The sequence below is a fragment of the Bacteroidota bacterium genome (genome assembly GCA_016706865.1).
Classification (GTDB): Bacteria; Bacteroidota; Bacteroidia; order Chitinophagales; family BACL12; genus UBA7236.
Genome location: JADJIS010000002.1, coordinates 1,506,320 through 1,529,989 on the forward strand (window position 1 = coordinate 1,506,320; position 23,670 = coordinate 1,529,989).

The 23,670-nt window shown below is 36.2% G+C and carries 25 protein-coding genes; 18 read left to right on the forward strand and 7 right to left on the reverse strand.

Features of this window, described 5'->3' with window-relative positions; all coding sequences use genetic code 11:
• The first annotated feature begins 119 nt into the window (after positions 1-119).
• The gene (locus IPI31_09300) at positions 120-1,325 is read left to right on the forward strand and encodes an aminotransferase class I/II-fold pyridoxal phosphate-dependent enzyme (GenBank protein MBK7568008.1); all 1,206 of its coding nucleotides are present in this window, start codon (positions 120-122) and stop codon (positions 1,323-1,325) included.
• Between the two features lie 36 nt (positions 1,326-1,361).
• A complete protein-coding gene (locus IPI31_09305; GenBank protein MBK7568009.1) occupies positions 1,362-1,601 on the forward strand; it encodes a hypothetical protein in 240 nt (79 codons plus the stop codon).
• Between the two features lie 166 nt (positions 1,602-1,767).
• On the opposite strand, the gene fabD is transcribed toward IPI31_09305, so the two are convergent.
• From fabD to IPI31_09330, 5 genes are all read right to left on the reverse strand, one after another.
• Positions 1,768-2,643, reverse strand: a complete 876-nt coding sequence (gene fabD, locus IPI31_09310) for an ACP S-malonyltransferase (protein ID MBK7568010.1) — start codon at positions 2,641-2,643, stop codon at positions 1,768-1,770.
• Between the two features lie 12 nt (positions 2,644-2,655).
• Positions 2,656-3,093: a hypothetical protein gene (locus IPI31_09315; protein MBK7568011.1), complete on the reverse strand. Its 438-nt coding sequence runs from the start codon at positions 3,091-3,093 to the stop codon at positions 2,656-2,658.
• 41 nt (positions 3,094-3,134) lie between these two features.
• The gene (folE, locus tag IPI31_09320; protein MBK7568012.1) at positions 3,135-3,767 is read right to left on the reverse strand and encodes a GTP cyclohydrolase I FolE; all 633 of its coding nucleotides are present in this window, start codon (positions 3,765-3,767) and stop codon (positions 3,135-3,137) included.
• A gap of 11 nt (positions 3,768-3,778) precedes the next feature.
• The gene (locus IPI31_09325) at positions 3,779-4,186 is read right to left on the reverse strand and encodes a 6-carboxytetrahydropterin synthase (GenBank protein MBK7568013.1); all 408 of its coding nucleotides are present in this window, start codon (positions 4,184-4,186) and stop codon (positions 3,779-3,781) included.
• Between the two features lie 494 nt (positions 4,187-4,680).
• Positions 4,681-5,115, reverse strand: a complete 435-nt coding sequence (locus IPI31_09330; protein MBK7568014.1) for a hypothetical protein — start codon at positions 5,113-5,115, stop codon at positions 4,681-4,683.
• Positions 5,116-5,758: 643 nt separating this feature from the next.
• Here IPI31_09330 and IPI31_09335 point away from each other — a divergent pair.
• The 8 genes from IPI31_09335 to IPI31_09370 all read left to right on the forward strand — a co-directional run bounded on the left by IPI31_09335 (position 5,759) and on the right by IPI31_09370 (position 13,904).
• Positions 5,759-6,790: a class I SAM-dependent methyltransferase gene (locus IPI31_09335; GenBank protein MBK7568015.1), complete on the forward strand. Its 1,032-nt coding sequence runs from the start codon at positions 5,759-5,761 to the stop codon at positions 6,788-6,790.
• Positions 6,790-8,049 (forward strand): FAD-dependent oxidoreductase, encoded by a 1,260-nt coding sequence (locus IPI31_09340; protein ID MBK7568016.1) that lies wholly within the window; start codon positions 6,790-6,792, stop codon positions 8,047-8,049. The genes IPI31_09335 and IPI31_09340 overlap by 1 nt, the downstream gene beginning before the upstream one ends.
• Positions 8,046-8,828 carry a DUF1365 domain-containing protein gene (locus IPI31_09345; GenBank protein ID MBK7568017.1) on the forward strand — a complete coding sequence of 261 codons (783 nt, stop codon included), beginning with the start codon at positions 8,046-8,048 and terminating at the stop codon, positions 8,826-8,828. Before IPI31_09340 ends, IPI31_09345 begins: the two co-directional genes overlap by 4 nt.
• The gene (locus IPI31_09350) at positions 8,828-9,547 is read left to right on the forward strand and encodes a hypothetical protein (protein ID MBK7568018.1); all 720 of its coding nucleotides are present in this window, start codon (positions 8,828-8,830) and stop codon (positions 9,545-9,547) included. The genes IPI31_09345 and IPI31_09350 overlap by 1 nt, the downstream gene beginning before the upstream one ends.
• A gap of 202 nt (positions 9,548-9,749) precedes the next feature.
• On the forward strand, positions 9,750-10,970 hold the full coding sequence (locus IPI31_09355; protein ID MBK7568019.1) for a class I SAM-dependent methyltransferase: 1,221 nt from the start codon (positions 9,750-9,752) through the stop codon (positions 10,968-10,970).
• A 565-nt stretch (positions 10,971-11,535) separates the two neighbouring features.
• Positions 11,536-12,297 carry a T9SS type A sorting domain-containing protein gene (locus tag IPI31_09360; protein ID MBK7568020.1) on the forward strand — a complete coding sequence of 254 codons (762 nt, stop codon included), beginning with the start codon at positions 11,536-11,538 and terminating at the stop codon, positions 12,295-12,297.
• Positions 12,298-12,400: 103 nt separating this feature from the next.
• Positions 12,401-13,291 (forward strand): MerR family transcriptional regulator, encoded by an 891-nt coding sequence (locus IPI31_09365; GenBank protein ID MBK7568021.1) that lies wholly within the window; start codon positions 12,401-12,403, stop codon positions 13,289-13,291.
• A gap of 97 nt (positions 13,292-13,388) precedes the next feature.
• The gene (locus IPI31_09370) at positions 13,389-13,904 is read left to right on the forward strand and encodes an RNA polymerase sigma factor (protein ID MBK7568022.1); all 516 of its coding nucleotides are present in this window, start codon (positions 13,389-13,391) and stop codon (positions 13,902-13,904) included.
• A gap of 490 nt (positions 13,905-14,394) precedes the next feature.
• Here IPI31_09370 and IPI31_09375 read toward each other — a convergent pair whose 3' ends face one another.
• Together IPI31_09375 and IPI31_09380 are read right to left on the reverse strand one after the other, a co-directional pair.
• A complete protein-coding gene (locus tag IPI31_09375; GenBank protein MBK7568023.1) occupies positions 14,395-14,787 on the reverse strand; it encodes a VOC family protein in 393 nt (130 codons plus the stop codon).
• Entirely contained in the window at positions 14,784-15,149 is a 366-nt protein-coding gene (locus tag IPI31_09380) for a YraN family protein (GenBank protein ID MBK7568024.1), read from the reverse strand. The genes IPI31_09375 and IPI31_09380 overlap by 4 nt, the downstream gene beginning before the upstream one ends.
• 24 nt (positions 15,150-15,173) lie before the next feature.
• Here IPI31_09380 and IPI31_09385 point away from each other — a divergent pair, with 24 nt between their 5' ends.
• The 8 genes from IPI31_09385 to IPI31_09420 all read left to right on the forward strand — a co-directional run bounded on the left by IPI31_09385 (position 15,174) and on the right by IPI31_09420 (position 23,304).
• Entirely contained in the window at positions 15,174-16,154 is a 981-nt protein-coding gene (locus tag IPI31_09385) for a bifunctional phosphoglucose/phosphomannose isomerase (protein ID MBK7568025.1), read from the forward strand.
• Positions 16,155-16,853 (forward strand): lipoyl(octanoyl) transferase LipB, encoded by a 699-nt coding sequence (lipB, locus tag IPI31_09390; protein MBK7568026.1) that lies wholly within the window; start codon positions 16,155-16,157, stop codon positions 16,851-16,853.
• Positions 16,853-17,911: an RluA family pseudouridine synthase gene (locus tag IPI31_09395; protein MBK7568027.1), complete on the forward strand. Its 1,059-nt coding sequence runs from the start codon at positions 16,853-16,855 to the stop codon at positions 17,909-17,911. The genes lipB and IPI31_09395 overlap by 1 nt, the downstream gene beginning before the upstream one ends.
• A gap of 23 nt (positions 17,912-17,934) precedes the next feature.
• Entirely contained in the window at positions 17,935-19,191 is a 1,257-nt protein-coding gene (locus IPI31_09400; protein MBK7568028.1) for a T9SS type A sorting domain-containing protein, read from the forward strand.
• Positions 19,192-19,294: 103 nt separating this feature from the next.
• Complete coding sequence (locus tag IPI31_09405) at positions 19,295-20,593, forward strand: T9SS type A sorting domain-containing protein (protein MBK7568029.1); 1,299 nt, start codon at positions 19,295-19,297, stop codon at positions 20,591-20,593.
• A 73-nt stretch (positions 20,594-20,666) separates the two neighbouring features.
• Entirely contained in the window at positions 20,667-21,866 is a 1,200-nt protein-coding gene (gene mqnE, locus IPI31_09410; protein MBK7568030.1) for an aminofutalosine synthase MqnE, read from the forward strand.
• 69 nt (positions 21,867-21,935) lie between these two features.
• Positions 21,936-22,544 carry a histidine phosphatase family protein gene (locus IPI31_09415; GenBank protein ID MBK7568031.1) on the forward strand — a complete coding sequence of 203 codons (609 nt, stop codon included), beginning with the start codon at positions 21,936-21,938 and terminating at the stop codon, positions 22,542-22,544.
• The gene (locus IPI31_09420) at positions 22,537-23,304 is read left to right on the forward strand and encodes a menaquinone biosynthesis protein (GenBank protein MBK7568032.1); all 768 of its coding nucleotides are present in this window, start codon (positions 22,537-22,539) and stop codon (positions 23,302-23,304) included. Before IPI31_09415 ends, IPI31_09420 begins: the two co-directional genes overlap by 8 nt.
• Positions 23,305-23,670 lie beyond the last annotated feature (366 nt).

The following is a 23,670-nucleotide window of genomic DNA, read 5'->3' on the forward strand; positions in this document are numbered from 1 at the left end:
TCATTTAAGTTTGCCTATAAAATCAACCATTCTCATTAAACAAATGTTCAGTTAAAGATATTTAATTTCCTAAAGGCATTGTAATTATTTTACTTTGTATGTGCTTAATTTAAAATTCCATGTCTAAAAAGAAAAATAATCTTCAATTCGGATCTCTTTGTGTTCAACCTTCAAAGATCACAAAAAAGATCTCTCCTCATACGGAACCCATTTATGCTACAACCGCATATACCTTCGATTCCACAGAGGAGGCTATGAAATTATTTGATGATCAGTTTCAGGGATATGTGTATTCCCGCTGGTCAAATCCCACTGTTGAAATGGCCGAAAATAAAATTGCCGCCTTGGAAACGCATGGTTCGGATATTAAGGCGAAAGCCCAATTATTCAGCAGTGGAATGGCAGCAATTTCTTCAGCGATGATGGCTTGTTTAAATTCCGGTGAAAAATTGCTCACCCAAAATCAACTCTATGGCACCACCGACGAATTAATTCAAAAACAACTCGCTTCATTCGGAATTGAAAATGAACGTTGCGATCTGAATGATCTTGATAAAGTAGAAAATATTATTAAAAAAGATAATTCCATTAAATTAATTTATCTTGAAACACCATCCAACCCAATGATGGAAGTTTACGATATAAATGCTATTTCCAAACTGACAAATAAATATAAGATAAAAGTAGCAGTTGATAATACCTTTGCTTCTCCTTATTGTCAACAACCATTGATTTCAGGTGCTGATCTAGTTATACATTCCACAACAAAATATTTAAATGGACATGGATCAGGATTAGGTGGAGTAGTGGTAGGAAAAGATATTAAATTCATGAAAGAAAATGTCTGGACCAAAATAAAATTACTGGGTGCCAACTCAAATGCCTTTGATGCATGGTTAATATTGCAAGGATTAAAAACATTGGAAATAAGAATGCAACGACACTGTGCAAATGCAAAAAAAGTTGCAGAATTTTTACGCGATCATAAAAAAGTTGCTCAGGTAAATTATTGTGGATTTAAAGAGCATCCCCAACATAAAATAATTAAAAAACAAATGCGCGATTTCAGCGGCATGTTGAGTTTCGATCTAAAGGGAGGATTAAAAGCAGGAAAACAACTAATGAATTCCGTGAAACTTTGCAATATGGTAACCACACTCGGAACTCTGGATACATTAATTCAGCATCCCGCAAGTATGACCCACGTGAATGTTCCGCGTGCAAGGCGAATAGCCGGTGGTATAACTGATGGACTTGTAAGATTAAGTGTGGGTATTGAAAATGTAGAGGATATTATTGCGGATTTAGAGCAGGGTTTGAAATAATTAATTCTCCTTTTAATTTATTCTATCTTTCTTCTTTTGAATAAACTAATAATGAAGATGATAGTGAATACTAATAACAATAGTGGGCCTAATAGAATCATAATTAAAGTAGGGGCATCTGTTGATAATGCTGATGGGTCTGGAATGGAATTAGATGCCATTACAAAGATCAGATTATATAATGATCCTGTAAAGAATATTCCCGGAATCCATAAAATAAAAAGCGAAATGATAAAACTACGATTTACAGGGCTTTGTGATTTTTGTTTTCGCTGAAAAACATAGCCTATGATTCCAGAAAGTACAGCAGCACTAAAATAATAAAAAAATATTTGACTATCACCTAATACTGCAATAATGATAAATATTATGGTAATACTATAAAATAATAAATAAGAGTAAAATTTCAAATATTGATGCTTAAAGTCAATGTGAAAATAAATTAGAGGCTTCCCGCTTCCACTCCCACACTTATCTTTTTCACCAATCCCTGCAACACTTTCCCAGGTCCAACTTCCACAAAATGTGTAGCTCCATCCTCCACCATTTTTAAAACAGATTGTGTCCATTTTACGGGTGCAGTTAATTGCGCAATTAAATTATTTTTAATTTGTTCAGGATCTGATACCGCACTTGCATTTACATTTTGATATACCGGACAAATAGGAGTATTAAATGTAGTGGCTTGAATAGCCTCATATAATTCTTGACGCGCCGGTTCCATTAAAGGTGAATGAAATGCACCTCCAACAGGTAAAATTAATGCGCGTTTTGCACCGGCTGCTTTTAATGCTTCACATGCTTTATTTACTGCTTCAATTTCTCCGGAAATAACTAATTGACCGGGGCAATTATAATTTGCAGGAACAACAATGCCATCAATTTCACCGCATATTTTTTCTACAATATCATCAGCTAATCCTAAAACTGCTGCCATTGTTGAGGGTTGCAAGGCACAGGCTTTTTGCATGGCATGTGCGCGTTTGGAGACTAAAATTAATCCGTCTTCAAAAGATAATGTTTTATTGGCAACCAATGCAGAAAATTCACCAAGAGAATGTCCTGCAACCATATCAGGATGGAAATTTTCAATGGTGGATGCAAGAATAACGGAATGTAAAAAAATAGCAGGTTGCGTTACGTTTGTTTGTTTTAATTCTTCCTCGGTTCCATTAAACATGATATCGGTGATACGAAAATCCAATAACATATTTGCCTCTTCAAAAAGGGAATTGGCATTTGTATTATTTTCGAATAGATCTTTTCCCATTCCAGGAAATTGAGCACCCTGTCCAGGGAAAATATATGCTTTTTTCATACCCGTTTATTTTTATTCTTTAATTCCTGATTCACCAATTACCATAAAAATATCCCGCGAAGGAGCCCATCCGCTTCCTAATTCGGAATTGTGTTTTGCGGGTATCACTAAAAGATATTTTCCATCCAATTTGCAAACTTTATATGCAACCAATGATTTCATTTTGTCGGGATTATTTACTCTGGAATCAAGATTACCCAATTCAGAAGGCCATTTATCTTCTGTATGGTTATTCTGAATACTTTCCAAAAGAAATGGTTTTACATTTTCTATTTTAAGTATAGCCAGGTCTTCATCAAGTAGTTCATAACTGCTATATAATTCGCCGGGATCCGTTATTTCAACACGAGTGCACTTTTTACCTTCAATTTTATATTTTTTTGATTGTGCATTTACCAGAGTAGAACTCAGAATAAATAATATGGCCAAAACCAAACGTCCTTTTTTCATAGCGTTTATTTTAAGCCGTAAATGTAAAAAATAATAGTTGATTATTTACTTAACCTGGCAGCGATAAGGTTTATGAATTCATTTCGCGTCTGCATTTCTTGAAATTGACCGGTAAACGCAGATGTAGTGGTAACTGAATTCTGTTTTTGCACTCCGCGCATCATCATACATAAATGACTTGCTTCAATAACCACTGCAACCCCATGAGGTTTCAAAGTATTATCTAAACAATGCAAAACCTGTTGAGTAAGTCGTTCCTGAACCTGCAAACGCCTTGCAAAAACATCAACCACCCGCGCTATTTTGCTCAGACCTACAATTTTTCCATTCGGAATATAGGCAACATGTGCGCGACCATAAAAGGGTAACATATGATGTTCGCACATCGAATAGATCTCAATATCTTTTACAATAACCATCTCACTGCATTCTTCATTGAACATGGCTCCGCGAACAATTGCCTCTGCATCCTGATTGTAACCCTGTGTCATATATTGCATGGCCTTCGCGATGCGCTCCGGAGTTTTTTGCAATCCTTCGCGATCAGGATCTTCTCCCAGAGTTTTAATAATTTCCAAATAATTATTACTCAAAGATTCAATGGAAGTACTTCCGAATTCTTCCACTTTTCTGTAAAAGCTGTTGTTGCCCTTATCTTGAATTTTTTCTGCCATGGTAATTTTGTTTAGTCGCCGAAATACTCTGCGTAGATATTTTCTGTTTCCTGCAATTTAATGCTATGTAAAACCCCTTGGTTGATCTTTGGTTCAATAAGGTTCCAAATTACTTTGCAAAAATTTTCTGTGGAGGGTTGAATGTTCTGAAAGTAGGGAGTATCCGTATTTAAATTTTTATGGTCAAATCGCTCAACGATCTCCTTTTTTATCAGATCACCTAATTTTTTTGCGTCAATGATAAATCCGGTATCCGGATCAGCTTCCCCTTTTACCGTAACAAAAAGCTGATAATTATGTCCGTGCCAGTTTTTATTGGCACATTTTCCAAACACCTCAAAATTTTTTTCCTCGCTCCATTTCGTATTAAAAAGGCGATGTGCAGCATTGAAAGTTTCTCTGCGCGTTAAGTAAACCATGCCGTAAAGATAAGAATCGAAGGGAGAAGTAGCCAAGAATCGAAGGGAGAAGTATTAAAGAATCGAAGGGAGAAGATTCGAAGGGAGAAGATTCGAAGGGAGAAGGTTAAGGATCTAAGGAATAAAAAAGGAAGGAAGGGGTGTAAGGTTAAAAGGAAAGTCGATTAATCCAGAAAATTTTAGATCAATCTGGAAACTTTTACTATGTAATAAAATTTTTCAATCTAAATCAAGGTAAATCCCGTGTCTCGTGTCCCGATTCCCCTGTCCATATCAAGAATCGAAGGGAAAGGTTCTAAGGAGGAAAAAAGGAAGGAAGGTTTGTAAGGTTAAAAAAGGGAAACCCAATTTTTGGATCGAAAATTTTACAATTAACTGCAAACCATTAATAAGTAATAAAATTTTCCAAATTAAATAAATGTAAGTCCTGTTTCCAATTTCCAATGTCCTTTGTCAAGTCCTATGTCCTGTGTCCTATGTCTTGTGTCCCCAATTCACGCCGCCAAAATCGCAACCTTCTTCTTATCCCGACTATCAACTTTAACCTGAAGTGTCCGTCCAACCTGATAGTTTTTCAGTTCGTCTTTTTTGATGTTTTGTTTTAACTCAACTTCATAAGGAACCATGGAACTATGGCGAATCTCTAATAATAATTTTATTCTCGGATTGTGGTCAACAGTTAAACCTGTTTCATGCACCTCCAAAATAATGGCCATTGCCGGTTCACCAATTTTCATAATGTTTAGGGCAACAAAAGCAGGTCTGAAAAAGAACCAATAACCTGCAAAAGCTACGCCGCATGTCAATATAAATGTTGCCAACCCATAGGTCCAGTGAAATACAGAAATAATACCAACCGCAACAAAAGCGATTCCTGTAAATATCCAAACTACATAATTTGGCAATCCGAATTGTTTAATAGTGTTCATTTTTTCAAAGTGGTTTTCAATGTGATTTCGGGCTTATACATTAATATACGTAAAATTGTACCGAAATGTTCAAAAAGCATACCCACTTTTTCACATTTAATTGGTAATAAAATTTCTTATGGATAAATTAACACGCACTTTACTTTAAAAATGAAAGAATTAAAGAATGAAGGAATGAAGGAATGAAAGAATGAAGGAATGAAACCCGACGACCTCATCAGGTTTGGGAAACCTGTGAGGTCTGAGGGAAGGGAAAATAATTAAGAATGAAGGAATTAAGGAATGAACACTCAAACCATATAAAGTGTTTTTAACCAAAACATATGTTGACCGACACAGGAGATCTACTACATGTCCGAACCCTGAACCCAGAACCCCGAACCCTGAACCCCGAACCCCGAACCCCGAACCCCGAACCCTGAACCCAGAACCCCGAACTCAGAACTCCGAACCCAGAACTCAGAACCCCGAACTCAGAACCCAGAACCCAGAACTCAGAACCCCGAACCCCGAACTCAGAACCCCGAACTCAGAACTCCGAACCCAGAACTCAGAACCCCGAACCCCGAACTCAGAACCCCGAACTCAGAACTCCGAACCCAGAACTCAGAACCCCGAACTCAGAACTCAGAACTCAGAACAAATGATAAACAAACTTCTCGAAAAAAACCTAATCCCCGACTCATTGATCCGAATGCGTATCAGAAGTTTGTTGGCAGAACGATTAAAACAAGAAACAAAAGCAACACAAGAACTGCAACAGGAACATTTGATGCAAATTATTGAGGAGTTGAAAAATTCTCCGATCGCCATCGAAACGAAAGCTGCAAATGAGCAGCATTATGAAGTTCCGACACAGTTTTTTAAATATGTGATGGGAAAAAATATGAAGTATTCTTCTTGTTTTTATAACGCCCAAACTAAAAATTTAGATGAGGCGGAAAATAATGCCTTAGAACTAACCTGTCAACATGCAGAATTACAAAATGGGATGAAAATACTTGAATTGGGATGCGGTTGGGGAAGTTTAACGATGTATATGGCAAAAAAATATCCTCAGGCACAAATTACAGGTGTTTCCAATTCCGCATCTCAAAAAATTTATATAGATGATTGTTGTCAGGAAAGAGGACTAACTAACGTTACCATTCTAACCGCTGATATGAATGTTTTTGAAACAGAAAATAAATTTGATCGCGTTGTTTCAGTCGAGATGTTCGAACATATGCGCAATTATCAAAAACTGTTGCAAAAAATAGATCGTTTTTTATTGCCGGGAGGTAAATTGTTCGTTCACATTTTTACACATAAAGAATTTACCTATTATTTTGAGGTTGTAGATGAAAATGACTGGATGAGTAAATATTTTTTTACGGGTGGTATCATGCCTTCTGATGATCTTCTTCTTTATTTTAATGATCATTTTAAAATAAATAAACACTGGCATTGGGACGGAACACATTATGAAAAAACCTCCAATGCCTGGCTGGCAAACATGGATGCACATAAAAAAGAAATTCTTCCTATTCTACAAAGTGTTTATGGAGAAAAACAGACAACAAAGTGGTGGGTCTATTGGCGAATATTTTTTATGGCATGCGCCGAACTCTGGGGTTATAAAAGTGGAAAGGAATGGTTTGTGAGTCATTATTTATTTGAAAGAACTGCAGGATAATGTCGAAACAAAAATTAGCAATTATTGGAACCGGAATTGCCGGAATGGGATGCGCGCATTATCTGCAAAATGATTTTGATATTACTGTTTTTGAAAAAGCGGACAGAATTGGTGGTCATACCAATACAGTGTACGTTGAAGAGGAGGGAATTCACATTCCAATTGATACAGGATTTATCGTTTTTAATAATGAAAATTATCCGCATTTATTAAAATTATTCGATGAATTAAATGTTCCCATTAAAAAAACGCAAATGAGTTTTTCTGCTATGATCCCACATGAAAACCTGGAATATTGCGGAAGTAGTCTGAACCTCATCTTTGCACAACGCAAAAATATTTTTTCGCCGCGATATATTCGATTTTTAATGCAGCTCACGCGATTTAATAAAGAATGTATCGAAGTGCTTGAAGATACTAACATGCAAAATTTATCTATAGCTGAATACTGTAGATTCAAGAAATTCCATAATAATTTATTGGATTGGTATTTATTACCCATGAGTTCCGCCTTGTGGAGCACACCTCCTGAAACCACTTCGTCTTTCCCTGCAGCAACTCTTGTTCGCTTTTTCAAAAATCATGGTTTTTTGGGATTAAATACACAGTTTCAATGGTATACGGTGGACGGTGGAAGCGAGGAATATAAAAAACGATTGATAGCACCCTTTAAAGATAAAATTCTGGTAAATTCAGGGATAAATAAAATTAATCGTTATGACCATCATGTGGAAGTTATAACTCATAAAGGTGAAAAATTTTTATTCGACAAAGTTATAATTGCAACACATGCAGATGAGGCGAGAACAATGCTAAATGATGTTATGGTTGCGGAGAAAAACATGCTTTCTCCCTTTCATTATGAGAAAAACCGCGCAATTTTACATACCGATGAATCGGTTATGCCTAAAACCCGCAGAGCCTGGAGCAGCTGGAATTATTGCACAGAAAAAAAGGATGATAAAATGATTTCCGCCTGCACCTATTGGATGAATAGTCTGCAACAAGTTTCCAAAAAAAAGAATTATTTCGTCACTATAAATGAAAGTAAAATAATAGATAAAACGAAGATCATAAAGGAGATCATCTACGAACATCCTATCTTTACCGTAGAAGCAATGCAAATGCAAAAACATTTGCCTGAACTAAACAACAACGGACAAATCTTTTTTTGCGGAAGTTATTTTCGTTACGGTTTTCATGAAGATGCTTTGATGAGTGCCGTTGACGTTTGTAACAGAATAAAAAATAATACATGAGTTCAAAACTCTATAAATGTCAGGTAATGCATAATCGGCTCACCCCGAAAAGGCATAGGTTTACCTATAAAATTTTTATGTTTTGGCTGGATATTGATAAACTGGATGAAACTTCTGATCAATTAAAGTTATTTTCCTGCAACAAAACCAATATTTTTAATTTTCGGGACGATGATCATTTTAAATTCCCAAAAGGAGATAATAGAAATCAACTAGATGTAAGAACTAAACTCAATAATTATTTAAAAGAAAACGGAATAAGTGATATTCCGGTAAAAGTATTTCTACTAACCCATGTGAGAATGTTCGGCCATGTATTCAACCCGGTAAGTTTTTATTTTTGTTATGGTGCTGCCAATGATTGCAAATATGTTGTCACAGAAATAAGCAACACCTTCGGCGAAATGAAAATGTTTCTTATAGATAAAAAACATGACAAAGGGTTCGAACAACACGCTACCAAATATTTTTATGTTTCTCCTTTTACCGAATTGGATGAAGAATTTGAGTTCCGATACCAGATCCCCGCTGAAAAAATGAATATTCAGATCAACGTAAAAAATAAGGAAGGGTTTAAATTTTTTATCAGTACCCTGACCGGAACAGAAAAAAAATTGAGTGACGGAAGACTTTTAGCTTATGTTTTTCGTTTTCCCTTCATATCAGTTAAGGTATTGTGGAGTATACATTTTCAGGCAATGTTATTGTGGTTTAAGAAAGTGCCTTATCATAAAAAAAATGCCAATAAGGATTTGCAAAAGGGGATAACAAATATTTGATGAAATATTGCTATTTAATTGCGATTTTACTAAATTTTACAGCCATTTCTGCGCAAATAAATTCTGACTCGGTTTTAATTAGTGAGGATGGGAAGTTTTTACTTATGATTGATGACCCGTTTTATGCTGATTTGGACTATCAACAAATTGTAATTCGAAATTTTGATTCTTTGTATGTTGGAACCACGTATATTTTAAGGGCCGATACAATATTCACCAAGACTCCTTCCTATGCCGGACAATATGGGTATTATTATTATGTTGGTGATGAAAAAACATATAATATTATTTACGACACCATATTATTTAATGAATTTAACATGCTGTATAATTTTGATAAAAACAATTGGATCCATCGTACAGATGTACAGTTAATTGTCGATACCCTGAAAACGATTTTAGAGGTACCCAGAAATTCATCCAATTATTATGTTCATCCACACGACACAATTGATCTATCGAGGTCATACGAACTATTGATCAAATTTGTATATAATAACACCATATTATATTCCGTAAAGAAAAGCGAAGATCTACCTACTATTTTTAATTCTTTTGATGTAAGGAGTGCGGGGTTATATTGGGAACTAAAACACCAAAAATATTTTTTGGAATCCTATTTAGTAATGAAAAATTATATGATCAATCATGACACCTATGAAGTATCAACTATTATGGTTGGTTATGAAATATTGGAAAGTGGATTGATTACATGGTAAGGTCATTAAAAAGCCCTGAAAACTTTATTGAACAAAATGACTGTTAAATTGTTTTTAAATTTTCCAGAATTTGCAATCCCGAACGGGTCAAATTCCGTAAATAATTTGTGGATTCAAATCCGATAAACAAATTCGCAGCTTTTTTAGTTATTATTGTGGACAATTTTTTGGTGTTAGCCGGAAATTATCTCAAAAACCAGAAATGCCAAATTCAATGAGTTTTTACAAAAACACCATCCTAAACCTCCTGAAACCCATGCAAAAGGGTTATATCCACATCACTTTGGAAGATGGAACAACCATGGAATTGGGTTCGAAGGAGAATGGATTACATGCTGATGTTGCAGTAAATGACTTCAAATTTTACAAAAGAGCATTTTTATTCGGCGATATCGGATTTGCAGAAGCGTATATGGCAGAAGAGTGGACCACAAGCGACCTTACAAAATTATTGTCGTGGTTTTTATTGAATATTGAAAATTCTCCGACAGTTTCCGGTTCAGCAGTAAAATCGGTTGCATTAAATATTTTACAATTTGCCAATAAGATCTATCACAGAAAAAGGAAAAATTCTTTGAATGGTTCCCGTAAAAATATTTCTGCTCATTACGATCTGAGCAACGATTTTTTCGCTTTGTTTTTGGATGGAAGTATGACATATTCCTCCGCTTATTTTACTGATCCTAGTCACGATCTCGAACAGGCACAAATTCAGAAGTATGAAAGTTTGTGTAATGCCTCAAAAATTAAGGAGGGAGATCATGTATTGGAAATTGGAACCGGTTGGGGGGGATTTGCCATGTATGCTGCAAAAACTTATAATTGCAAGATCACTTCCGTAACAATTTCGCAACAGCAATTCGATTTTGCAGTTAAACGTATTGCAGATGCAGGCCTAAGTGATAAAATAGAAGTGCAGTTAAAAGATTATCGATTGATAGAAGGAAAATACGACAAAGTAATTTCCATAGAAATGATAGAAGCAGTTGGCGCTAAATATTTAAAAACATACTTTGATAAAATTCATGGTTTATTAAAACCTGATGGCGTTCTTGCCTTGCAGGCAATTGTTTGTCCCGATTCCCGTTTTGATGAATTTAAAAAGAATGTCGATTTTATCCAAAAACATATTTTTCCCGGAACATTATTGCCTTCCATTGCCGCAATAAATAATGCCGTAAACGAAACAGGCGATATGTTCATGTTCGGCCTTAAAGACCTCGGAAAAAGTTACGTGCAAACCCTCGCTGAATGGCGCTCCCGATTTAATCTCAACACCGATAAAATTAAATTATTGGGTTTCGACGATGAATTCATCCGCAAATGGAATTATTATTTTTCCTATTGCGAAGCAGCATTTAATATGCGTAATATTAATGTAGTGCAGATGGTGTATACAAGACCGAATAATCATGCGTTTTGAGCATAAGGGAGTAGCAGTTGGCAGTGGCAGTTGACAGTTTGAAGCCAAATGGAAATATCTTCGAATTAAGCTAGATCAACTATTGAATGAGTAATGAGTGATGAGTTATGAGAATCGCTTGCATGGTGATTTTCCTCCCGTCCCAGAACAAAGAATATAGAATCCATCAGTGGACGGACAGGTAACAAACTTTCCACGCCCATGTGATTTTCCTCCGTATTGAACTCAGAACAGGAATATCGAATAAAGAACAAAGAATAAAGAATCCATCAGTGGACGGACCGGCAACAAACTTTCCACGCCCATGTGATTTTCCTCCGTATTGAACTCAGAACAGGAATATCGAATAAAGAACAAAGAATAAAGAATCCGTCAGTAGACGGACCGGCAACAAACTTTCCACGCCCATGTGATTTTCCTCCGTATAGAACTCAGAACTCAGAACTCAGAACTCAGAACTCAGAACAGAACTCAGAACTCAGAACTCAGAACGCAGAACTCAGAACTCAGAACCCCGAACTGAAAACATTGATCATTAAACTTTTATCTAACTTTGTAATACAAAATGAAACATATATTTTACATTTTAACTCTGATTTTAATAACAACGGTTAGTTATACTCAAGTAACAACCGCAGAAAATTGGACCAAAACCGATTGTGAAGGAACAGAACATACCCTGTTCACCGAATTGGATGCGGGAAATGTGGTGATCATGGAATTGGTAATGTTGGATGGATGTGTTCCTTGCATCAATGCCGCGCATTTAATGCAGCCTATAATCGACCAATATAATGCGAATTTTGAGAACAGGATCAAATGGTACACTATGGGTTACAATGATACCTATACCTGTGAAGCCTTGATCACATGGAAAAGTGATAACGAAATTAATTGCGCTTCCCAATTTGAAGAAGGGGCCGATCAAATTGAATATTATGGCGGAATGGGAATGCCAACCATTGTAATAGTAGGTAGAAATACCCATAAAGTTTATTTCAATGAATTCGGATTTGTTCCCGCCGATACTGTCGCCTTTGCCGATGCAATTGAATATGCGCTCGGAATTGCGGAACCGGTTTCAGTGATTGAGGAAAAGTTTAAGAATATTTCTATTACTCCCAACCCGGCGTCCGATTTTATTCATATCACCGATCTTCCGAATTCACCTTTTACGCTTACCATTATTAATGCCAGCGGAGCTATAATACAAACAATGGAGGGAAGTAATCGTGATCTTGACGTTCGATCACTTCCAAACGGCTTGTATTTTTTAAAGGTTCTTTCTCAGGAATCTTATTATTCGACCCCATTTGTCAAGAATTAATGGCTCATTTCAACATTTTTCTAAAAAATTTAGTCGCCTTTATCAACAATTGCCTTGTTTAACTGTTATTAGTATTTGTTAAACAAATTTTAGCTTTGCATTAATGGCTGCAATATACTCAATACGCGATCTGGAATTACTTTCGGGAATAAAGGCCCATACGATCCGTATATGGGAGCAGCGCTATAATATCCTTAAGGCACATCGCACAGAAACTAATATTCGTTTTTATTCTGAGACCGAACTGAAGTACCTGATGAGCCTGGCTTTGTTGAACAGAAATGGGTACAAGATCTCCAAACTTGCAGCATTTTCCCCAGAGAAAATTGCCGAACTGGTGGAAAAATTGATTCACGAACCCACCGAATATTACAACCAAATTGAAGGCTTAACCATTGCTGCCATTGCATATAATGAGGAAAAATTTGATCGTATACTCAATACCTGTATATTGCAAATGGGATTTGTAGATGCCGTAAAAAAGATCATTTTTCCTTTTTTGGAAAATCTGGGTATTTTATGGGTATCAGGCACTGTAATAGCCGCTCAGGAACACTTTGTGACGCATTTACTCCGCCAGAAATTCATAGTCGCCATCGACGGCCATCCACTGCAACTGCACGCAGAATCCAAAACCTTTATACTTTTTCTGCCCAATTCCGAATGGCATGAATTGTCGCTGTTGTTCTTGAATTACCTTCTTCGCTCCGCCAACCACAAAGTGATTTACCTCGGTCCGAGTGTGCCGATAGACGATGTGATCAATGCAGGAGAAGCAATCAAACCGGATGGATTTTATACCGTTATCACCGGACAGCCAAACGGATATTCGTTAACCGACTATCTGAACAAACTCGCAAACCGGTTCCCGGATTCAAACGTATTTGTAAGTGGACCCCAGGTGGTGCATCCTATCAAAGGTTTGGATCCTAATGTGTTCGTTCTCAATAATTTAAATACAGTAATTTCACAGGTAGAAGTTTTATGTGAATAGAAATTATATTTTTTGTTTAAGAAATTTTAAAAATAGTTAAACAAAAATTTGGAAAAACCAATTTTCTATCTCAACTTTGGGTAAAATTTGAAGGATTATGAAGAACTCGGAATTTCAAGCACACATCATACAACTAAAGGCTCCCCTCAGAACCTTTGCAATGAATTTGACCCGCGACCGCGATGATGCACTTGATCTGATTCAGGAAACATACATCCGCGCTTTAACGAATGAGGACAAATTTCATGAAGGTACCAACCTCAAAGCATGGTTACTTACCATAATGAAAAATATTTTCATCAATAATTATCGCAAATCCACCAAAAGAAATACGATAGTGGATATATCCGAAAATCTTTTTTTAATTAATTCTTCAGAGGCGATCACAGGCAATCAGGCAGAAAATGATTTTGTGATGAAAGACCTTGCGCTCGCAGTAAATAATCTCGATGCAGAATATAAAAAACCTTTCATCATGCACTACAATGGTTTTAAATATGAAGAAATTGCCGAAGAAATGAATCTCCCCCTCGGCACCGTAAAAAGCCGCATCTTTTTCGCCCGCAAACAAATGAAAGATTTTTTAAAAAGCCGGGGATTTGAGAGGAATTGACAATTGACAATTGATAATTGACAATTATTGACGGGATGATAAATTAAGTTTCAATTGATGAATTAATTCGGATGTAAGTAACAGAGTGGGCAGTAAACAGTAAACAGTGAGCAGTGGGCAGTTTGTAACATTGGGAGTTATAGCTCCGAATTATAAAATTTCTTTATTGATAATTTTACGAGAGTTTGCATTTGGAAATTAAATTCTCATCAGAAATCAAAACAAATCCTAGGTCTTATGTCATATTTCCTAGGTCTAATTTTTGGGCAGCTTGTAACATTGGTAAATTTCGCTTCGAATTTAAATATTATTTATTAGCAAGATTCACGTAGTTTACAATTGGAAATTAATTTCTCATCAACGATCAAACTCATCCTACTTCCTATTTCCTACTTCCTATTTCCTATTTCCTTTGTTCAGGCCAGTAATCAAAACTCCAAATGTTACTGTGATCCCGGCTGTTTAATTATCAATTATCAATTGTCAATTGTCAATTTTTTCCCGTTTCATAAAGTTCGATCGGCAACCCATCCGGATCCTCAAAGAAAACAAACCTTTTTTGGGTGTATTCGTCAATTCGAATTTCTTGAAATACAATTCCTTTTTGAGATAATGTTTTAATTGTTTCGTCGAGATCATCTACAGCAAAACAAAGATGTCGTAATCCATGGGCTTCGGGGTATGAATTTCGGGGTGGTGCATCGGGGAATGAAAATAATTCGATGGCGGTATTTTCATCCACTTTGAGATCGAGTTTATAGGAATTTCGGTTTTCGCGATAGTTTTCTGCTATTATCTCAAAACCTAAAACTTCGGTATAGAAATATTTCGACCTCATATAGTCGGAACAAATTATTGCAATATGGTGTATCCCTTTTATCATCCGTAAAGAAAAAAAGCATCCTCAAAATGTTTAAAAAACCATTTTTCGTCCTTTGATCTGAAAATAGCTATGATATCAAAGCGCACCTCTTTTTCCAGATTTTTTTCATATAAATAGTTTCCCGCTGCCCTCACCATGAGTTTTTGTTTGGCACTGGTCACCGATTCCTCAGGGTAACCAAACACATAACTGCTGCGGGTCTTCACCTCTACAAAAACAATAATATCCTTAAAACCGGCAATAATATCCACTTCCGCCCTGCCACTTCTATAGTTTTTTTCCAGTATCACATATCCTTTCTCCTGCAAAAAGGCCACTGCTTTTTCCTCTCCCTCCTTCCCCAATTCGTTGTGCCTGCCCATAAAATCGTATTTTTGTATGTGACGATGGACAAATATATTGATAGATTTCGGGAACAACTGATCGAAGCTCTCGCGATCGGTGAACAGATATCTGAAATTAAAACGGGAAGACCTATTACCAATATCCTCATCTCGGGTATGGGTGGATCGGGAATTGGAGGAGCGATTGTGCAGGAATTTGTTGCCGATAAATTGAATATTCCAGTAGCTATTATAAATGATTATGATCTCCCGACTTATGCTGCGGAAAATACCTTATTTATTTGTTGCAGTTATTCGGGGAACACAGAGGAAACACTTTCCACCTTTCATCAGGCTCTTGAAAAAAAATGTTTCGTGGTATGTATCACCACAGGAGGAAAATTAAAAGAACTTGGAGAAATAAATAATTTTCCAACTGTAATTATTCCCGGAGGAATGCCTCCGAGAACATGTTTGGGATATTCTCTTGTTGCACAACTTTATGTTTTGTATAAAATGGGTTTAATTGAGGATGATTTTATTACTCAAATTAAAAGAGCCGCAGATCTTTTGTTGAAATTAGAAGAAGAAATTAAAATTACAGCTAAATCAATAGCTGAAAAAATAAAAGATACCATCCCGATAATTTATTCCTCTGCCCCTATGCAAAACATTGGATTGCGTTTAAAACAACAAATAAACGAAAATGCAAAAATGCACTGTTTTGCAAATGTAATTCCGGAAATGAATCACAATGAGTTGGTTGCATATTATGAAAGAAATAATAACTTGTCGGTAATATACCTCCGTGATAAAAGTGCGTCAGAACAAATAAATAAACGATTCGACCTTTGTGCTGAATTGATTCAACCAAAAGTTTTAGTGATGGAAGAATTTTATGCCGAAGGAACTACACACTTTGAAAAATTGTTGTACCTTGTTCATCTGGGCGATTGGCTGAGTTATTATTTATCGGAATTAAAGTCAGTGGATGCGATAAAGATACACAGCCTCGATTGGCTTAAAACAGAATTGGAGAATTAAATGCAATTAGTAAAATACCGCGACCTTGGAACTATGGAATATGATTTTGCATGGAAACTGCAACAGAGTATTTTTGATGATATAGTAGCAAAAAAATTAAAGAACAGAACCCTGATGCCTGATGACCAATTAAATTATCAGCATCATTTATTGTTTGTTGAACATGATCCCGTAATAACAATGGGAAAGAATGCGGATGAAAAAAATTTGTTGTTGAATGAAGATTTTTTGAAACAAAAGGGCGTTCAGTTATTTCATATCAACAGGGGAGGAGATATAACCTATCACGGTCCCGGTCAAGTTGTAGGATATCCGATATTAGATCTGGATAATTTTTTTACCGATCTGGGAAAATATCTCCGAAGTATTGAGGAGGTGATAATTAAAACGCTCGCTGAATATAATTTGATCGGTGAACGCTTAAAAGGTGCAACAGGTGTTTGGCTGGATGCCGATAAACCAACTGCCAGAAAAATATGTGCAATTGGTATTAGAAGCAGCAGATGGGTTACCATGCACGGATTTGCATTTAACGTGAATACTGATCTGAGTTATTTTGATTTTATAATTCCCTGCGGAATAACAGATAAAGCAGTAACATCATTAAAAAAAGAATTAGGAAGGGAAATTGATATGCAGGAGGTTAAGAATAAATTGAAAAGGAATTTTGAAATAGTATTTAATTGTAAACTGATATAATGGCTGAGCAAGAAGAGGATATAGAAATAAATGATCTATCGGGTGATACGGAAGAGGAATTGTATGAACATTATCGCGTAACCACCGATAAAAAACAAGAACCTCTTCGAATAGATAAATTTTTATTTAATCGCATAGAAAATATTTCGCGCACAAGAATTCAAAATGCCGCATTGGCGGGTTGTATTTTAGTGAACGATGTTCCTGTGCGCTCCAGCTACAAAATAAAACCGGGTGATACTATTGTTGTGGTATTGCCACAAAAACCTGCAAAATACGATGTTCGTCCCGAAAATATTCCCTTGAATATTATGTATGAGGATGATGATATCATCGTAATTAATAAACCTGCTGGAATGGTTGTGCATCCCGGACTCGGTAATTTCAGCGGTACTTTAGTAAATGCATTGTTATATCATTTTCAAGGTTTACCACAAAGGGAAGATGAACCTTTTCGCCCAGGACTTGCACACAGAATTGATAAAAATACCACAGGAATTATCATAGCAGCAAAAAATGAATTTTCCTTAGCGCATCTCGCAAAACAATTTTTCGATCACTCTATTCAAAGAAAATATATTGCTTTAGTTTGGGGCGAATTTGAAGAAAAACAAGGAACCATAGTTGGAAATATTGCACGCCATCTTCGATTCAGAAAAATATTTACAGTGTATCCTCCAGGTGGAGAAATTGGTAAACATGCAATAACGCATTATAAGGTTTTGGAGAGTTTTGGTTATACCAGTTTGGTGGAATGTCAATTGGAAACCGGTCGTACACATCAGATCCGTGTGCATATGCAACATATCAATCATCCTGTATTTGCAGATAATACTTATGGCGGCGACAGAATTGTAAAGGGTACAATATATACCAAGTACAAACAGTTTATTGATAATTGTTTCGAGATAATCCAGCGTCAATCGCTTCATGCAAAATCTCTGGGTTTCATCCACCCAAAAACAAACGAACCCATGTTTTTTGAAAGTGATCTGCCACCCGATATGCAACAGGTAATTGAAAAGTGGCGTCACTATGCGAAATTTTTGAAACTTTAAAAATTGTATTACCTTTCGTCTGTATGAAAAGTCAGTCCTCCACTCTTTTAACATTGTTTTTCCTCATGATCAACATGTTTGTTTTCGGGCAAACACAAAAATGTTATACCGATGGATTTTTACAATCCCTGCAACAAACTGATCCTGCCAAATATGAAAAAATGAGGGCAGCACAAACCGATCTGTTATTCACCAATGCAAAAATTACGGATGATATTTATATGATTCCAATTGTAGTGCATGTGGTATATAAAACAGAGTCACAAAACATCAGCGACATTGAAATTTTTGAACAGATCAATGTCCTTAACGAAGATTTCAGAAGATTAAATCCCGATACAATAAACACATTACCCGGATTTCAGGGTGTTGCCGCTGATTGCAGAATTGAATTTTGCCTCGCTCAATTTGACCCGGAAGGAAATCCAACCTCCGGAATTATTCGCACTCATACAGATACAACGGAATGGTTGCTTGGATTTTCAGAAAAAGTGAAATTTACCAATCAGGGTGGAGATGATGGATGGCCAGCGATCAGTTATCTCAATATTTGGGTATGTAATTTAGAGGATGGCATTTTAGGATATGCATATGGTCCGCCCTCCGGTGCACCTGACGCTGGAGATGGAATAGTAGTGGATTATAAAAATTTCGGACTTGGCGATGTTTCTTCAAAACCCTATGATCTTGGCAGAACAACCACACATGAAATTGGCCATTGGCTCGGATTAAATCATGTTTGGAGCGGATTTGGTTCTTGTGGGGCTATGGATGATGGAATTGAAGATACTCCTCCACAATCAGGCGAAACTTATGGATGTCCGGAGGGTGAAGTTTACGATATTTGCAGTCCTGAATCTCCCGGAATTATGTATCAAAATTATCTGGATTACACAGATGATGCATGTATGAATTTATTTACCGAAGGGCAAAAAAATAAAATGCGTTCTGTTATTGAAACCAAACGCGCTTCTCTTCTTTTTTCTTCCGCAGGTTGTAATGAAATTCCGCCGTTACCGGGTGATATTGCTGAATTGATAATTTATCCCGTTCCTACAAGCGGGGAATTCACGATTGTGATCAAAAACTTTCTTGCCCTGCAGGAAAATATGGAAATTAATATTTATGATGCTTTGGGACAGCTGGTTTCAACCGCAAATCCAACATCCGCAAATACTGTTGCACAGTATTTCAACCTGAGCCATTTGGCTACAGGCTGTTATTTCGTTAGGGTGTTCAATGGCACTTACTTTTTGACAGACCAGTTTTTGCTCTATTGATTTGTGACTTATATCAACACAAATTAAATTGTTTACACACGCAATTATTCCCTCGCACTTCTTAACTTTGTGTAACAATTTTAACACCTAACCTATATTAAGAATGAAAAAAATGTTACTCTCAGGGTTGATCCTGATGTCGTCGTTTGCTGTGTTTGGTCAAACCATCCGCTGCGGTTACAATACCTATCTCAAGCAGCTTGAGCAGAACTTTCCGGATGAATACAACCAGATTTTAGCAGCTGAGGAAGAAGCGAAAGCCTATTCTAACAGCACCACTACCTATAAAACCAACGGGGGAGTTTATACCATCCCGGTTGTTGTGCATATTGTTTATTCAAGTGCAAGTCAGAATATTGACGATGAATTTGTAACGTCCCAATTGGAAGTTCTAAACGAAGATTTCCGCCGGTTAAATGCAGACGCAGATGAAACTCCTGCTGCATTTGAAGGTGATGCAGGTGATGCCCAGATCGAATTTTGTCTCGCTCAACAGGATCCTGATGGAGTAATACACTCTGGAATAACCAGAACGGAGACTGATATTACAAGTTGGAATTTATTTGCCGATGCCGGTGATGATAATTATGCCGACAATGTGAAATTTACCAATAAAGGTGGCGAGGATGCCTGGCCACGCGCTGACTACCTTAATATTTGGGTTTGTAATATAACAGGCGGTATTTTAGGTTATGCCACTCCTCCAGGAGGAATTTCAACAAAAGATGGGGTTGTGATCGGATATAAATATTTTGGAGTTGATGGTGCCGGTTCAGATGTTTACGATAAAGGTCGCACAGCAACCCATGAAGTTGGGCACTGGATGAGCCTTAAACATATTTGGGGGGACGATGATTTTGCGCCAGATCCGAATTGTGGAGGTAGTGACGGTATGGACGACACCCCAAATCAAGGTCTTGCCACCTATGGAAATCCTTCATTCCCACAATTAGATGATTGTTCGCCTTTAAGTCCAGGTATTCAATTTATGAATTTTATGGATTACACTGATGATGGTGCAATGAATATGTTTTCCAATGATCAAATCACTAAAATGCGTGATATTTTGGAAACCTCTCGTTCAACTATTCCTGAATCAAACAGATGCGAAGAAGGTGGAGTGGATATTAACGAAGTGTTAAAAAATAAATTGATTCAGCTGACAGTTTATCCTAATCCATCAAAAGGTGAATTTATTTTTCAAATGAAAAATTTTGAAAATAAGGAGATCACAGTGGAAATTTATAATTTAACAGGTGAACTAATTAATAGAATTCTCGTTAACAATACAGGTGATGACAAGGTGGTTTTTGATGCCGGAATATTGAGTGCCGGTGATTATCTTGTTAAAGCTTCAGACGGTGAATTTATTTTAACACAAAAGATCACGGTCATTAAATAATGAAAAAAAGTATTAACTCATAATAAAAAAGTGGTTGGCTAATTTTCAACCACTTTTTTATTTATACCATGTTATGAAACGCGAAGAGGAAATTTTACAACTGCTTACAAGTACAACCGACGATTTACAACTCCATGCAATTGCCGCAAAAGTTTTAAAGGAAGAAAGATTAAATGTTGAGGAAGGAATAATTTTATTTGAAAAAGCTTCACTCGGATTTGTAGGTACACTTGCTGATCATATTCGCAGAAAAAAACATGGTGATATCACTTATTTCAACCGCAATTTTCATATCGAACCAACCAATTTATGTGTATTTGATTGTAAATTTTGTTCCTATTCCCGTTTATTAAAACAACGCAGCGATGGATGGGTGATGAGCAAGGAGGAGATGTTGGATATTGTGCGTTCTTATAAAGATAAACCTGTAACGGAAGTACATATTGTTGGGGGAGTTTTACCGGAATTAAATCTGGAATGGTTTGCAGATATTTTAAAGGAAATTAAAAATTTGCGTCCTGATGTTCACATTAAAGGATTTACTGCAGTGGAATTGGAATACATGATCCGTAAATCAAAAATGTCGATTCGCGATGGATTAAAATATTTGATGGATGCAGGATTAGGTTCTTTGCCCGGTGGAGGTGCTGAAATATTTGATGAGGAAATAAGAAATATTATTTGTGCAGATAAATGTGATACCAAAACCTGGTTGGAAATTCACCAGACAGCTCATGAACTCGGAATGCACAGCAATGCAACTATGTTATACGGACATATCGAAAATTATGCGCATCGCATCGACCATATGGAACGATTGAGAACTTTGCAGGATATTACGGGTGGATTTAATTGTTTTATTCCGTTGAAGTTTAGAAATCAAAACAATCAGATGAGTAATATTGCAGAAGTGAGTGTGATTGAAGATCTGAAAAATTATGCTGTTTCCAGAATTTATCTCGATAATTTTCCGCATATCAAAGCTTATTGGCCAATGATAGGAAGAGAAAATGCACAACTCAGTTTAAATTTTGGTGTTAACGATATGGATGGAACAATTGATGATACAACAAAAATTTATTCCATGGCAGGAGCGGAAGAACAATCCCCCGTTTTAACAACAAAAGAAATTTGTGCATTAATTCTTGCAGCCGGAAAAGTCCCCGTTGAACGCGATACTCTATACAACACCATTCGCAATTATGAAAACGTTGATCTTGATGCAGAATTTGGTATAGATCATCATATAAGTCTGAATGTTATAAATAATTAAATTGATCTATACTTCCCGCAACCTTCGCGATCTTCCCGCCTTACCGGCCAAAAAACTTAAACCCTTCCATTGAAAAAAGAAATATATCTAATCCGTCACGGTGAAACCGATTTTAATAACTTAGGTATAGTGCAAGGTCGTGGAGTAAACAGTTCTATAAACGAAAAAGGTATTAGCCAGGCGCAACAATTTTACGACGTTTACAAAAATACCGGATTTGAAAAAATATATGTTTCCCTTTTAAAACGAACGGAAGAAACTATTTCACCGTTTAAACAATTAAATATTCCTATAGAAAAACATGTTGGGTTGGATGAAATAAGTTGGGGAGTTCATGAAGGGCAAAACAGTGGAGATACCTTCAAAGATTTTTATCGCATTATACATTTATGGACCGAAGGTGATCTTGAAGCAAAAATGGAAGCAGGGGAGAGTCCCTTGGAAGTGCAAAACAGACAGTTGGAATTTCTAAAGGTATTGAAAAATGCGACGGAGCAAAAAGTTTTAATTTGTTCTCATGGAAGAGCGATCAGAATTTTATTATGCACCATGTTAAATAAACCCCTTAATGAAATGGATACTTTTCCGCACCATAATGTGAGTCTTTATAAACTCAATTATGAAGATGATATTTTTACACTTGAAAATTTTAATGATATAGCGCATTTAAATGGATAATAAAATTGTAATTTCTTTAGTTAGTTATTTAAATACCAAACCTTTTTTATACGGTTTGGAGCATTCAGCAATCAGTGAAAGACTGGATCTTCAATTGGATATTCCCTCAGTAGGAGGAAAAAAATTATTGGAAAATTCAGTAGATATCGGATTAGTACCCGTTGCCGTTTTAGCAAAATTGAACGATGCCCAAATAATTACCGATTATTGTATTGGAGCTGATGGCCCTGTTAAAAGTGTAAGTGTATTTTCTGAAATACCAATTGAAGAAGCAGAAAATATTTTTCTTGATTATCATTCACTTACATCCGTTCAATTACTTAAAATATTATTACACGATCATTGGAAAATAACTCCCAATCTTATATCAGCACATGATGGGTATATCAATGAAATAAAGGGCAAAACAGCGGGTTTGGTAATTGGTGACAGAGCATTGGCATTAAATAATAAATATCCTTACGTTTACGATCTTAGCGAAGCCTGGAAAAAAATGACGGGATTACCCTTTGTTTTTGCCGCCTGGATAACGCGTAAACCACAATATTCCGATAATATTTTTGAATTAAATGAGGCATTAAAATACGGTGTTCATCATATAGACGAAGTTGTTGATACCTACGATTCCGGCCTCCTCAAAAAATCCGAATTAAAAGACTATCTCCAAAACGACATCGACTATAATCTCGATTCCCTAAAACGCAAAGCCCTCGATCTTTTCATCGGCAAAATAAAAAACGCGGAGATTGTGAATCAATGAGGCAATTATTTCCGCTGCGAATAAATGTTGAAATTATAGATTATAATGTCACCCCTCTGGGGTTTGTATTTTCTATTGTTACGGTTTATTATAATAATGTCACCCCTCTGGGGTTTAATCGGATTATATGTGTTAATATAACTTCTACCATATAACTTATAATCAGATTTTAAATATAAATATTATTAGACTATATTAATATACCTTTTAAAAATTGGGAAAAAAAATATTACGATAAAGAATATATTTCTAAATAACATCGCACAAAACCCCAGCGGGGTAGCATTATTATAGAAATATCATGAAAGAATCAGAATCAAACCCCGTAGGGGGTGACATTATAATCAATCTTGCCAACATCGGTTA